Source organism: Variovorax nivicola (assembly GCF_051216475.1).
In the GTDB taxonomy this organism is placed as follows: domain Bacteria; phylum Pseudomonadota; class Gammaproteobacteria; order Burkholderiales; family Burkholderiaceae_C; genus Variovorax.
This window is the reverse complement of record NZ_JBPJZK010000010.1, coordinates 64,885-77,978: the sequence shown is the minus strand read 5'-3', so window position 1 is coordinate 77,978 and position 13,094 is coordinate 64,885. Positions and strand designations below refer to the sequence as shown.

At 66.9% G+C, this 13,094-nt stretch carries 13 protein-coding genes; 11 read left to right on the top strand and 2 right to left on the bottom strand.

Translation table 11 applies throughout. From position 1 onward, the window contains the following. Nucleotides 1-32: 32 nt before the first annotated feature. The 11 genes from ACSFBF_RS30030 to ACSFBF_RS29980 all read left to right on the top strand — a co-directional run bounded on the left by ACSFBF_RS30030 (nt 33) and on the right by ACSFBF_RS29980 (nt 11,949). Nucleotides 33-647 (top strand): DUF3540 domain-containing protein, encoded by a 615-nt coding sequence (locus ACSFBF_RS30030; RefSeq protein ID WP_435473394.1) that lies wholly within the window; start codon nt 33-35, stop codon nt 645-647. A gap of 21 nt (nt 648-668) precedes the next feature. Next, nucleotides 669-1,064: a DUF4150 domain-containing protein gene (locus ACSFBF_RS30025; RefSeq protein WP_093058752.1), complete on the top strand. Its 396-nt coding sequence runs from the start codon at nt 669-671 to the stop codon at nt 1,062-1,064. A gap of 73 nt (nt 1,065-1,137) precedes the next feature. Further along, a complete protein-coding gene (locus ACSFBF_RS30020) occupies nt 1,138-3,483 on the top strand; it encodes a type VI secretion system Vgr family protein (RefSeq protein WP_435473392.1) in 2,346 nt (781 codons plus the stop codon). Nucleotides 3,484-3,486: 3 nt separating this feature from the next. Next, a complete protein-coding gene (locus ACSFBF_RS30015) occupies nt 3,487-3,960 on the top strand; it encodes a DUF6484 domain-containing protein (protein WP_435473390.1) in 474 nt (157 codons plus the stop codon). Nucleotides 3,961-3,977: 17 nt separating this feature from the next. After that, entirely contained in the window at nt 3,978-5,045 is a 1,068-nt protein-coding gene (locus ACSFBF_RS30010) for a DUF2169 family type VI secretion system accessory protein (protein ID WP_435473388.1), read from the top strand. A 39-nt stretch (nt 5,046-5,084) separates the two neighbouring features. After that, a complete protein-coding gene (locus ACSFBF_RS30005; protein WP_435473386.1) occupies nt 5,085-6,158 on the top strand; it encodes a beta-ketoacyl synthase N-terminal-like domain-containing protein in 1,074 nt (357 codons plus the stop codon). 3 nt (nt 6,159-6,161) lie between these two features. Then, complete coding sequence (locus ACSFBF_RS30000) at nt 6,162-7,127, top strand: DUF4150 domain-containing protein (RefSeq protein WP_435473384.1); 966 nt, start codon at nt 6,162-6,164, stop codon at nt 7,125-7,127. A gap of 12 nt (nt 7,128-7,139) precedes the next feature. Further along, nucleotides 7,140-8,069: a type VI immunity family protein gene (locus ACSFBF_RS29995; protein ID WP_435473382.1), complete on the top strand. Its 930-nt coding sequence runs from the start codon at nt 7,140-7,142 to the stop codon at nt 8,067-8,069. Then, a complete protein-coding gene (locus ACSFBF_RS29990; RefSeq protein ID WP_435473380.1) occupies nt 8,066-9,334 on the top strand; it encodes a TIGR02270 family protein in 1,269 nt (422 codons plus the stop codon). The genes ACSFBF_RS29995 and ACSFBF_RS29990 overlap by 4 nt, the downstream gene beginning before the upstream one ends. 88 nt (nt 9,335-9,422) lie before the next feature. Beyond that, complete coding sequence (gene tagH / locus ACSFBF_RS29985; RefSeq protein WP_435473378.1) at nt 9,423-11,114, top strand: type VI secretion system-associated FHA domain protein TagH; 1,692 nt, start codon at nt 9,423-9,425, stop codon at nt 11,112-11,114. A gap of 40 nt (nt 11,115-11,154) precedes the next feature. Next, nucleotides 11,155-11,949, top strand: a complete 795-nt coding sequence (locus ACSFBF_RS29980) for a PP2C family protein-serine/threonine phosphatase (protein WP_435473376.1) — start codon at nt 11,155-11,157, stop codon at nt 11,947-11,949. Between the two features lie 61 nt (nt 11,950-12,010). Here the strand turns inward: ACSFBF_RS29980 and ACSFBF_RS29975 are convergent, their stop codons facing one another. Together ACSFBF_RS29975 and ACSFBF_RS29970 are read right to left on the bottom strand one after the other, a co-directional pair. After that, the gene (locus ACSFBF_RS29975) at nt 12,011-12,511 is read right to left on the bottom strand and encodes a peptidoglycan-binding domain-containing protein (RefSeq protein ID WP_435473374.1); all 501 of its coding nucleotides are present in this window, start codon (nt 12,509-12,511) and stop codon (nt 12,011-12,013) included. Between the two features lie 85 nt (nt 12,512-12,596). Then, complete coding sequence (locus tag ACSFBF_RS29970; RefSeq protein ID WP_435473372.1) at nt 12,597-13,076, bottom strand: Hcp family type VI secretion system effector; 480 nt, start codon at nt 13,074-13,076, stop codon at nt 12,597-12,599. Nucleotides 13,077-13,094: the final 18 nt, after the last annotated feature.

Below are 13,094 nucleotides of genomic sequence, written 5' to 3'. Positions count from 1 at the left end.
CCACATCGAAGCAAGCAACGGAGGAACACACCATGAAGACAAGCAGCCTGAAACCAGCGCCCGCCCAGGCCATCACTGGCCAATGGTGCGTCGGCGTGCTCGGCCGCGACGAGGTCGGGGCGCTCGTCGTCGACAGCGGCGGCCTGCGGCTTCGCACGCGGCGCGCGGCGAGCTGCCTGCTCGAACCTGCCGCCGGCGACAGCGTTGCCTGCCTGCGCATCGCGCCCGACGAGGTCTGGGTCATGGCCGTGCTGCAGCGCGAGGAAGGCACCGCCAACGTCGTCAGCTGCGAAGGCAACAACATGCGCATCGCCGTGGAAGGCGGCCGGCTCGAACTCGCGGCGGAAGAGCTCGACGTGGCCACCCAGCGCACCCGCCTCGCCACCGACACCGCCGACGTCGTCGGCCGCCAGCTCACCGTGGTGGGCACCGGCATCAAGCTGGTCGGCTCGGTGCTGTCGTCGGTGATGGACCGCGTGCAGCACTTCAGCAAGCACTACCTGCGCACCACCGACGGCATCGACCGCGTGGCGGCCACGCACCTGGAGTGCGAGGCGAAGCAGCTGCTGCGGCTCGAAGGCGAGCACACGCTGGTCAACGGCCGCGAGCTCATCAAGGCGCGCGGCGCGCAGATCCACTTCGGCTGAAGCGAAAAGGGAGAACAGGAAATGTTCGCCAACTGCCAGCTGATGGGCACCGACATGGGCTTTCCCGATGTCTGCATCACGCCCGCCGCGCCGTCGCCCATTCCGGTGCCGTATCCGAACATCGCGATGGGGCCGATGGCGATTCCGAACTGCCCCACGATCCTCATCATGGGCGGGCCGGCGCACAACCTGGGCACCACCATTCCCATGACCAACGGCGACAACCCGGGCGTGATGCTGGGCGTGGCCTCGGGCACGGTGATGGGGCCGAGCCGCCATCTCACCGGTGCCTTCACGGTGCTGTGGATGGGCATGCCCGCGTCGCGGCTCACCAGCACGTCGCTGCAGAACAGCACGAATTGCCCCGGTGTGCGCACGGTGCCGAGCCAGCCGCTGGTGCTGCTGCTGGCGCCGTAGGCGGAGGTAGCTGCGCGGCCGCACGGCGGTGCGGCTCGCGAGGGAGGGGAACGCAAAAAAAGGGACGGGAAGCATGGCCGATCACAAGTTCAGCATCCAGGGCGATTCGCCCGTAGTCGACAAGCTCATGTTCTGGCGCATCGTGGGCCACGAGGTGCTTGCGCGCCCCTCGGCCTACGAACTCACCGTGCTGACTGACAACGAAAGCATCGATGCAGCGGACGTACTGGGCCGCTCCTTCGACGTGGTGATCGAGTTCGCCGATGCCGACGGCGACACCCACAAGCGGCACTGCCAGGGGCATGCCGTGCGCTTCACGCGCGTGGCGCAGAGTGGGCGCTTCCTCGAATACCGCATCAGCCTGCGCTCGTGGTTCTGGCTGCTGAGCAAGCGCGTCAACGCACGCATCCTGCAGAACAAGCCGGTGCTGGGCGTGATCGATGCCGTGCTCGACGACAGCCCCATCGGCAGCCTCAAGAAGCTCAAGGCGGGCGGCGTGGTCGGGCCCCATGAGCCCCACGTGTACTGCGTGCAATACCGGGAGAGCGACTACCAGTTTCTCTCGCGCCTTCTGGAAGAAGAGGGCATCTACTACTGGTTCGACGCGCATGACGCGCCAGGCACCCTGTACCTGTCGGACAGCAGCACGCTGGCGCACGAGAAACTGCCCGTTGCCGACACGCTGAACCATGCAGAGCGCGGTGCGTCGGAAGGGCGCTTCAACGAGATCACGCGCTGGATCAGCTCGCGCCAGTTCGAATCGGGCAAGTTCGCGTCGCGCGACCGGGACTTCAAGGTCATCAGCAAGCAGCTGCACGCGGACAAGGGTGACCCCGACACGCACGAACTGTCCGACCTGGAAGTGTTCGAGTTCCCGGGCGGCTATCAGTCGGGCGACGACACCGACAACCTCGCTCAGCTGCGGCTCGACGAGCTGATCGGCCGGCGGCAGCGCCACTGGGCATTGACCGGCTGGCCCGACGTGACGGCCGGGCGCAGCTTCGCGTTCAAGGGCGACCCCGACGGCAAGCGCGACGGCGACTACCTGATCGCGGCCTGCACCTTCGTCGCGAGCCACCCCGGCTACGAGGGCGCGAACTTTCCCGAGAGCCAGCGTTCGATCGACGTCGTGCTGCACGACGCGCTGGCCGACGACCCCGTCAACACCGGGCTGGGCGAACTGGTGGGCGACCTGATCGCAGAGACGCCGGCGCTGACCACCGGCCAGCGCGCGAGCAGCAGTTTTTTGCTCACGGTAATTCCGCTGAACACGCCCTGGCGCCCGCCGCGCCTGACGCCGCGCGTCACCATGCCCGGCCCGCAGAGTGCGATCGTCACCGGTCGCAGCGGCGAACAGATCTGGACCGAGGAGCACGGCCGCGTGAAGGTGCAGTTCCACTGGGACCGCTACGGCAAGAACGATGAGAACAGCTCATGCTGGGTGCGCGTGTCGCATCCCTGGGCCGGCAAGAGCTGGGGCGCGATCAGCATCCCGCGCATAGGCCAGGAAGTGATCGTCGATTTTCTGGACGGCGACCCCGACCAGCCCATCATCGTCGGCCGCTTCTACAACGGCGAATCGATGGCGCCCTTCGGCCTGCCGGCCGGTGCCGTGGTGAGCGGCATCAAGTCGAACACGCACAAGGGCAAGGGCTACAACGAGCTGTCGATGGACGACACCGCCGGCAAGGAGAAGGTGACCATCCACGGCCAGTACGACATGAACACGACGGTCGAGAACAACCAGACGACCACCGTGCACAACAGCCGCACCGACACCATCGACGTGGACGACTCGGAGAGCGTGGGCAACAACCAGAAGCAACACGTGGGTGTCGACCAGACCGTATCGATAGGCTCCAACCGCAGCGAGACTGTGGGCGGCACCGAGACCATCGTCATCACCGGCCACCGCACCGAGACCGTGAACGGCGGCGAGACCGTGACCGTGAACGGCGGGCGCAGCCACACCGTCAATGGCATGCAGACCACCACCATCTCGGTGGCCGAGGCGCACACCGTGGGCGCGGGGCGCATGCACAGCGTGGGCGCGGGCGAGGCCATCAACGTGGGCGGCGTGCAGACCGTGAGCGTCGGCGGTGCGCAGATGGTCAGTGTGGGCGGTTTGCAAAAGGTGAGTGTGGGCGCGCTGCAGTCGATATCCGTGGGGGGCCCGCACAAGCTGTCGGCCGCGGTGATCTCCGAGACATCGAAGGGGCCGATCAAGATCAAGGCGGGCGCGATCTGCATGGTCGAGGCGCCCACCATCATGCTCAAGGCAGGCGGCAGCAAGATCGTCATGAACGCCAGCGGCATCACCATCAAGGGCGCCAAGATCACTATCAAGGCCGACGGCAGCGCGTCGTTCAAAGCCGGCGGCTCGATCAAGATCAAGGGCTCCAACCTGGGGGAGGACTAAGCCGTGGAAGACCACACCGATCTCCAGAGCGCGCGCAGCGTGCTGCACAGCGTGGCCGCCTGGTCGAAGCTGTCGGGGCAGGGGGTGGCGGTGGCTGCCTTTGCCGGCTTCGATGCGGAGGGGCGCTTCCTGGTCACGCTGGGCGATGGCATGGCGCCGGTGCAGGCGCTCTCGACAGTAGGCTTGGCGCCTGGTGATGCAGGCGCGGCGATCGTCGTGGCCTTCGAGCAGGGCGAGGTACGGCACCCGGTCATCGTCGGGCGTGTGCAGCCGCCGCGCACGGAATCGCCGGCGCTCGATGCGCGCGTGGATGGCGAGCGCGTCGTGCTGCAGGGGCGCGAGCGCATCGAGCTGCGATGCGGCGAGGCCAGCATCGTGCTCACGCGTGCGGGCAAGGTGCTGATCAACGGCAACTACGTGCTCACGCGCTCGCGCGGTGCGAACCGCGTCAAAGGTGCCTACGTGGGCATCAACTGACCAACGAGGCACAGGCCATGTGGCAGCTCGACAACCGTACGCCTTATGCCGCCGAACGCACCTGGGTGCGCGACCGCGATGGTGCGGAGATCTGGCTCGTGGCGGTGAAATGCAGCTTCGATATTTCGCCCGATGGCGAGACGAGCGTCTCTCCCGAACAACCGCCCGTCGCGCAGGCGCCCGTCTTCGTCGACGAGGCCGCGCCGCAGCCCAGCCTGCTCTACGAGATGGACCTGGTTCGCACCAAGCAGACGACCGACGTGCTGCTGATCGGCCACGCGCATGCGCCCGGTGGAGTGCCGGTGACGCAGCTCGACGTGGGCCTGCGCGTCGGCCCTATCGCCAAGCGGTTGCGCGTGACGGGCGACCGCGTGTGGCTGGGCGGTGCGCCGTCGGAGCCCGAGCCCTTCACCACGATGCCGCTGGTGTGGGAGCGCGCGTACGGCGGCGTCGATCCATGGACGCGCGATGCGCCGAATCCACAGTTCGACGTGCGCAACCCCGTGGGCACCGGCTTCGCGCTCGAAGCTGCGCATGCGGAGGGCACGCGGCTACCGAACATCGAGTACCCGGATCAATGCGTGCGGGCATGGAGCGACCGGCCGGAGCCTGCGGGGTTCGGGCCGCTGTGCAATCACTGGCAGCCGCGCGCGGGGTTCGCGGGGACGTATGACGAGGCGTGGCAGCGGGATCGGTTGCCGTTGCTGCCGGTGGATTTCGATGATCGGCACTATCAAAGCGCGCCTGCTGATCAGCAGGCGCCGCAGTTCTTGCGGGGAGGCGAGCTGGTGGTGTTGATCAACGTGTGGCCGCATGGAGAAGTGCTGCGCTTCGAGTTGCCGCGGGTGATACTGGGCCTCGAGAGCTTTTTCAGCGATAGCAGACGGCGGCTGCACGAGCGTGCGAAGTTGCATGCCGTGATCGTCGAGCCCGGCCTGTCCCGTGTCTCACTCGTGTGGCACAGCGCGTTGCCATGTCATGCATCGGTCAACAAGTTGCAGAAAACGCGCATTGTCGAAAAGAGATTTGTGCGGCTCGGTGCGGTTGCGCGGGAAGAGGTGACCCAGAATGCACATTCCAACTAAATGGCAGCCTGTAGCGCAACATGCGACGGAGCCACCGGGATGAGCTGCGCCGACCCACCGCTGTACCTTTCAGCTCTTGGCGCGAGCACCCCCGTCGGGCGTAACGTGTGGGCGAGCGCCGCCGCTGCGCGTGCTGGCGTCTGCGGTTTTTGTGAGCATCCGTACATGGTGGATACGGCAGGCGAACCGATGCGCATCGCGCGTGCTCCCTGGATCGATATCGAGGTCGAAGGGGTGGAGCGCTACGCCGAACTTTTGCTGCCCGCGATTGACGAAGCCATGGCTTCGTGGCGTGGCGTGCCCACTCACATCGGCCTCACGTTGGCGTTGCCGCCTCAGCGACCCGGTCGGCCGGCGTCGCTGGCCGGCGATCTGCTGGCACGCATTGAGCACCGGTACCCGGGCCGCTTTGGACCGGCGCTGGCTTTCGAGACCGGCCACGCTGGTGGACATCTCGCGCTCGATGCGGCCGTCAGGAGCTACGCTGCCGGGTCGATCGAGGCGTGCATGGTTTGCGCCGTCGATTCCTATCTGGATCCCGAAACGTTGGATTGGATCGAAGCACGCGATCAGCTGCACGGCGGCGGACCACTGAACAACGCATGGGGCTTCGTTCCGGGTGAGGCGGCAGGCGTGGCGTTGGTCGGCGGCGCTGATTTCGTGCAACGTCACGGCCTCGCACCGATGGCGGCCATCGATGCCGTTGGCATCAGCCACGAAAACAAGGTGCCCGGCAGCGATGAACCGATCACGGGTGAAGGGCTATCGGAGGCCTTCCGAGCGGCGCTGGCCGAGCTTGCGAGCGGAGTGTGCATCGACAACGTGGTGTGCGACATGAACGGCGAGGCTTGGCGTGCCGATGAATACGGGTTCGCCGTGCTGCGCGGTGGCGACCGTTTTCGCGCCGCCACTGCCTTCGTCGCGCCGGCCGATTGCTGGGGTGACGTGGGCGCGGCAGGCCTGCCGCTGCACATGGCGCTGGCAGCCATCGGCAACCTCAAGCGCTATGACAAAGGGCCGTTGTCGATGGTGTGGGGAAGCTCGGCGTCAGGCGAGCGCGGCGCGGCACTGTTGCGCGCGGGATCCTGGCGCGTGCCCGGAAGCGAAGGCTGAGCCATGCCTGTCACCATCCAAGTCAATGGAACGACGTTGTCGCTGGTGCACAAGTTCAGCACCGGCCTCACGATCGCCACCATCCCCGACGTGTGCAAAACCCCGAGCCCGGGTGGCCCGGTCCCGGTGCCGTACCCCAACATCGCGAACTCGATCACGCTCTCGGATGGCACCAGCACAGTCAAGGGCGACAAGGCGATGGCCGCCAACAAGGGCTCAAAGTTCGCGCTGTCCAACGGCGACAACGCGGGCGTGGCGGGGGGTGTGAAGTCAAGCACCTTCATGAAGGAAGCAACCTGGATCCTCTACTCCTTCGACGTGAAGATGGACGGCAAGAGCGCTTGCCGCTTGAGCGACAAGATGTTCCACAACGCCGAGAACGCGGCCAACCTGTCGGGCTGCGTGAACCCACCTATTGCTGTGCCGGACTTCGAGGAAATTCTCAAAGATTGCATGAACAAGGCCTCTGACGATTGGGAGAACGACAACGGTCCGACGGACTACAAGAAGTTCTGTGCCTCGTCCAGCAGGCGGCAGGCGCGCGGCGAAAAGATCGGACAGGACGCTGCGGATTGCGTGGCCAATGCGATGGCGGCGCAGGGTCGATCGAACGAGGTGGCTCTCGACCAGTCGTTCCGCAATGTGCGCGGCGGAGGACCGGGTGCCATCCAGGCGGTCGGCGCTCCCGGGCAAGTGGTGGCCAATACGGTGCGACCCGACGTGGTGTTGCATGCGCCTGGTCCGCTGTCGGGAGTCAGCGCGGCCCGGGCCGTCTACGACTTCAAGGCGCCTTGTCCACCCGGGTCTAACAGTCCGAGCTGGTCGGGCAATCAGGGGGCCGACTACCTGGCCACCTTTCGCGTGGTCGCGAAACTGGTATCGCCGTACAACGCGCTGATCGCGGGCAGCGCAAGCACTGCGTTGCGTGTTGCGGCGCAATTGCTGAACATCCGGTTGCCCTTCCGCTGAGGTCATGAAGCTATGACAGCTTACGAACACATCGCTATTGACCTGACCGATGGCAACGCCAACGTGCTGCTGCGCAGCGGCATCGTGGCAATCTTCTTCCTCGACGATGTGCATGCGGCGCATGCCGGTCTCGTGAAGTTGGCCATGCAGGGCTTCGCGGCGCGTTTCATGTCCGGCGGCCCGATCTACTATCCGGACGCCGATGTCTTTGGCGAGGCCGGCATTGAAGAAGTTGCGGCCCTGCTCGAGGCACGTGTCGTGCGTTCCGCGCAGCCTCCCAAGTTCGCGCTGCTCGATAGTGCGCTGCACGCGTCGCGCTTCTCGGCCACTTACTGCGGCATGGATCGCGAACATCTTGCGGAACTCGGATGGCCTCAGGCGGTGTGCGGGCTGCGTTTCACGTTTTCGCTCGACGCCATGGACGAAAACGGCCTGTGTGACATTTGCGACTTCGCAACCCGGTGCGCACGCGCTTTGCCCATCACCACTGGGTACGTGGCGCCGGCCTTCATCTGGCGCGAAGGCATCGATGAGGACATGGCGATGAAAGCCGTCGCCCGCCTGTGCCGGCGTTATCGCTGCATGGACATTCCAGCGCTGCTGGTCGATTGCTTCGAGACCGGTGCCGGTGTGAAGGGTGTGTATTGGTGCAATTTTCTAGGGCCGAAGGTGATCGCGCTCGCTGGCGGCGAGGCGCGGCTGATCACGGCCCTGGCTGATACCGATGCGCGCGTGGAGCACATCGGTGACGAGCGGCTGCAGGTGACGCTCGGTTCGCTGCCGATCTTCGGCGACGTGAATCGCCGCCAAGACCTGAGCCTGTACCAGTGGGTTTTCGGCCTGCTGGAGGTCGCGCTCCAACCGCGAACCGTGCCGTACATGGATTTCGACGAAGAGTCCATGCAAGCATGGATAGGTCGTTTTACGGGGAGCTCGTCGTGAATGCCGTTGCGGCCCCGACGCTGGCGCACGTGTTGGAGGAGCACGCCGACGAAGCCTCCTTCCTCTGGCTCCAACGCGCCAGCGCAGTCCACGCCCCCAACTACTCGCCCCAGCAATTCGCCGACCTCGACGAGCGCCTCGCCGCCCACATCGACGGCCTGCGCGTCGCCGGCGACGAAGGCTGGCAGCAAGCACTGGCGCTTACCGACAACGAAGGTCCCGAAGACTTCTTCGTCGCCGCGGTGCTCGCCATCGAGGCGGTCGATGGTCGCTTCGACGATCTGGTCGAGCGCGCCAAGGACCTGCCCGAAGTCGTGCCCGGCCTGATCTCCGCGCTCGGATGGGTCGAGCCGAAGTATCTCGGCGGCCGCGTCAGGGCTTTGCTCGAAGACACCTCTCCGTTGCGGCAGAAGCTCGGCGTGGCAGCCTGCGCGCTGCATCGGCGTGACGCGGGCCCGCTGCTCGGGCAACTGCTCGCAGGTGCGCCCGACAGCGTGCGCATCCGCGCGCTGCGTGCAGCCGGCGAGCTGGGCCGCGCCGACCTGTTGCCGCAGGCCCAATTGCTGCTCGGCGAGGCCAAGCCCGAGCTGCGCTTCTGGGCCGCGTGGGCGGCGGTGCTGCTCGGCGACCGGGCGCAGGCGCTCGATGCGCTCTCAACCTTTGCGCTGAAGAGCGGGCAGCGCCAGCCGCGTGCGTTCCAGCTCGCGCTGCAGGCGATGGAGCTGGCACCGGGCCACGCATTGCTGCTCGACAGCGCCGCGCTGCCCGAGGCGCAGCGCCTGCGCATCATCGGCTCGGGCTTCATCGGTGACGCGCGTTATGTGCCCTGGCTCATCGAGCAGATGGCGCAGCCGGCCACGGCACGCATTGCGGCCGAGGCCTTCGTCACCATCACGGGCGTGGACTTCAATCTCGCGCAGATGGAGGTTCCGCCGCCCGATGGCTTCGAGGATGGGCCGACCGACGACCCTGACGACGACAACGTGGAGCTGCCCGAGGACATCGCCTTGCCTTGGCCCGATGTCGACAAGATCCGCGCGTGGTGGCAGCAGAACGGCGCGCGCTTTGCCCCTGGTGTGCGGCTCTTCATGGGGCAGCCGGTCTCGCCCGACAGCTGCACGGGTGTGCTGCGCCAGGGCTTCCAGCGCCAGCGTGTGGCGGCGGCGCTGCATCTGGCGCTGCTCGACGCGCGCGCGCCGCTGTTCGCAACCAGCGCGCCGGCGTGGCGGCAGCAGCGCTGGCTCGGCGACGGCATACCTCTTTAGGCGAGATTGCCAACATGCCCCACGGAATGAATACTCCTTGCGAGTTTGTTCGGGCGCATTCAGGCACAGAGCCTTCGGGGGCCGATTCATGATCCATATCGCTGTCATCACCCGGCAAGGCGCTCCGGCGGGGCAGGCCATTGCCGCGGACTTCGGACCCAATGGCGGAACCATCGGCCGGGCCGACACCAACACGCTGGTGCTCGACGACCCCGACCGCACCGTCTCGCGCGTGCATGCGCAGGTGCTGTGCCGCGACGGGCAGTATTTCGTCATCGACCGGGGCAGCAACCCGATGCAGTGCAACGGTGTGTCGCTAGGCTCGGGTAAAGAGGCCGCGCTGACCGATGGCGCGCGGCTGGTGGTGGGCAGCTTCGAGCTCACGGTGCGCGTGACGGCTGCCGTCGCGCCGCCGTCGCTGGCCATCCCGAACACGGTGCTTGGAGGGGCCATGGCCGCGCCAGCCGCGCCTTCGAGCGACGACCCCTTTGCCGACCTGCTGGCGGGCCTCGCGCCACCGGCCGCACCGGCTGCAGCGCCAGTTGCTTCAACCCCCGCCGCGGCGCTGCCCGATTCGCTGCTGTTCCCCGACCCGATGGAAAGCGGCTCGCGCAACGTGCAGGCCGCGCAGATCGATCCTTTCGCGAACCTGCTCGGGCCCACACCGTCGTCGACGCCGGCGGCCGGCCTTGGCGCGCTCGACGATTTCTCCGATCTCGGCGCGCCGCCCGCGCATGGCAAGGCCGCGGGCATCGACGAGCTGTTCGGTGGCATGGGTGGTGGTGGCGGCATCGGGGGCGATCCGCTCGCGCTGTCGCCGTTGGCCGATCCGCTGCTGCAGCCCAACACCGCTTCTGAAGCCGATCCGCTGGCCGCGCTGCAGCATGCGGCGCCGCGTACGCCCACGCCGCGCTCCGACCATCTGCCGATCGACCAGTTCGGCTTCACGCCGCCGAAGGCCATCGAGCCGCCACCACCGCCGCCGCCACCCGCACCGCCTCCGGTGGCTGCGCCGGCGCCCGTGCAACCGCTGGCGCAGTTCGACGACATCACCGGCCAGCCGATTCGCATCAGCGGGCCCGAGAATTCCGGCAAGCCCGTCGAGTCGCTGCCGCCGCCCATCGACATCGCGCCTGCGCCGCCAGCCAGGCGCACCGCAGCAACGCCGCCGCCAGAGCGCATCGCTACTGACGACGAGCTGCTCGCCGCCTTCCTGCGCGGCTTGGCCAGCACGCACCAGCCGCCCGAGATGCTCACGCCGGGCCTGATGGAGCGCATCGGCTCGATGCTGCGCAGCGCCACCGAGGGCACGCTGCAGCTGCTGCTCACGCGCCAGGAGTTCAAGCGCGAGGTGCGCGCCGAGGTCACGATGATTGCGGCGCAGGCCAACAACCCGCTGAAGTTCTCGCCCACGGTCGAGGTGGCGCTGGCCCATCTGCTGGGGCCCGGGGTGCGCGGCTTCATGCCGCCCGAGGCCGCGATGCGCGATGCCTTCAACGACCTGCGCGCGCATCAGTTCGGCGTGATGGTGGGCATGCGTGCGGCGCTGGCCCATGTCATTGCGCGCTTCGAGCCGGCGGAGCTGGAGAAGAAGATCAGCGCCAAGTCGGCGCTCGATGCGCTCTTCAGCGCCAACCGCAAGGCCAAGCTCTGGGACCAGTTCGTGTCGCTCTATGGCGGCATCGCGAGCGAGGCGGAGGACGACTTCCACAGCCTCTTCGGCAAGGCCTTCCTCGAGGCCTACGAAGAGCAGATGGCGCGCCTGAAGTCCGACGCCTGAAGAAAACCAGAACAACCCCAGCACCCGCGAGGCACCCCGCTTGGAAATCGAAATCGTCACGCTCTCCCGGCAGGGAGGCCGCACCTACAACGAGGACGTGCACGGCCATTGGCACGACGAGCGCTATGTCGCCTGCCTGGTGGCCGACGGCGCGGGCGGCCATGGCGGGGGCGACGTGGCGGCGGCCACCGCGCGCGGCAGCATGCTCGGCGGCTTCTCGGCTGCGCCGGGGCTCGACGAGGCCACGCTGCGCCGGCTGGTGGAGCAGGCCAACCTCGACGTGGTGGCGCGCCAGGCCGAGGGCGGCAAGCTCGCGGGCATGCGCTCGACCATCGTGTTCGCGGCCATCGACCTCGAAAGCCAGGCTCTGGCGTGGGTGCACAGTGGCGACAGCCGGGCCTATCTGTTCCGCGGCGGCGCCATCGTGGCGCGCACCACCGACCACAGCCTGGTGCAGCAGATGGTGGCTGGCGGCATGCTCGACGAAGAGGGTGCGCGGCTGCATCCGCAGCGCAATATGCTGCTGTCGGCGCTGGGCTCGGTCGAGGAAGCGCCCGATATCGCGGTGTCGGACCGCATGCGCCTCTTGCCCGGCGACGTGCTGCTGTTGTGCAGCGACGGCATCTGGGAGCCGCTGGGCGACGAATGCCTGATCGACACGCTGCACGCCTCGCGCACACCCAGCCAGTGGACCGAGCTGATCGACGCGCAGGTCAAGGCGAATGCCAAGCCGGGCTACGACAACTACACGGCGCTCACGCTGTGGGTGATCGAGGACGACGAAGACGACGCGACGCGGCTGATGCCCGAGAGCGCCGCATCGACGGACACCTGAGCCCCAAAAGAAAAACGCCCGTCCATCGGACGGGCGCCAGGCTGGCGGTCGCCGGGGCCGCTCAGCTGTACTTCTTGGCCGTCTTCTTGACCTTCTTCAACGCGCTGCGCAGCAACAGGGGCATGTCGTCCCGGTTCGGCAGGTTGGTGTAGTTGTCGATGCCCTGCTCCTTGCAGCAGTTGGCACAGGCGTTGTTGAGCAGGTCGAGCGCGTAGCGTGTCTTGCTGATCGTGCTGGACGCACCGGGCTCCCGGAACGGATCGAAGATGCCGTCCGGCAGGACTTTGTATCCGAGCGCTATAAGCTGCGTCTGGAAGTGCGTAATGTGCTTCTGCGTGATCTGCCCGTAGTAGCCGTCCACGACGATCACCTCTGTCTGGCCGGGAGGTGGGTTCAGATCGTGGTTGAAGCCGAGCAGTTCGTAGTAGAAGATCTTGAACAGCGCCTGCACGAGCATCACGTCTTCACGTGTGTTGGAGCCGATCCGGCCGACCGACCAGTCGGTGTTGTAGGTCGTGAGCAGCGCGCCGCTGCTGCTGGTGGTTGGGGTGCTGAATGCCATTGCATTGCTCCGGTGCGGTGAGGACGCATGGAAACCGCACCGGGCACTGGCGCGCCCGATGCCGTGCCCGGCGGTCCGTCGCCCGTCAGCGGGTTTCGGTGGTTGCCACGTTCCAGCCGAACTTGACTTCGCCGCCGCCGGCGCCCTTGTCGTCCTGGGCCTTGTAGGCGAACTCGATGTCCTTGAACGAGCACATCACTTGTTCGTACACGTCGCCGCCTTGCGCGCCGCCGGGGCCCACGCTGGAGATGAAGACTTCCTTCAGCGTGACCTTCAGGTACTCCTGCTGGCCTTCGCCCGACTTGCGGCAGGTCAGGACCATGTCCTTGAAGTGCTTGCCGCTCACGCAGTTCTTGGCCAGCACCGGGGAGGCCTTGTCGTAGGTGTGCGTGAAGTGGAATTCACCGGGCGTGGCCTTGCCCTTGCCCGAGCCGCCGCCAGAGCCCGCGCCCGACGTGTTGGCCACGCTCCAGGACCACGACGAGATCTCGATCTCGTCCTTGTGGTCCTTGTGGGAAGACTCGCCCTTGACGCCGTCGAGCTTGATGTGAAAGTCAGATGACATGTTCCTACTCCTTGGAAC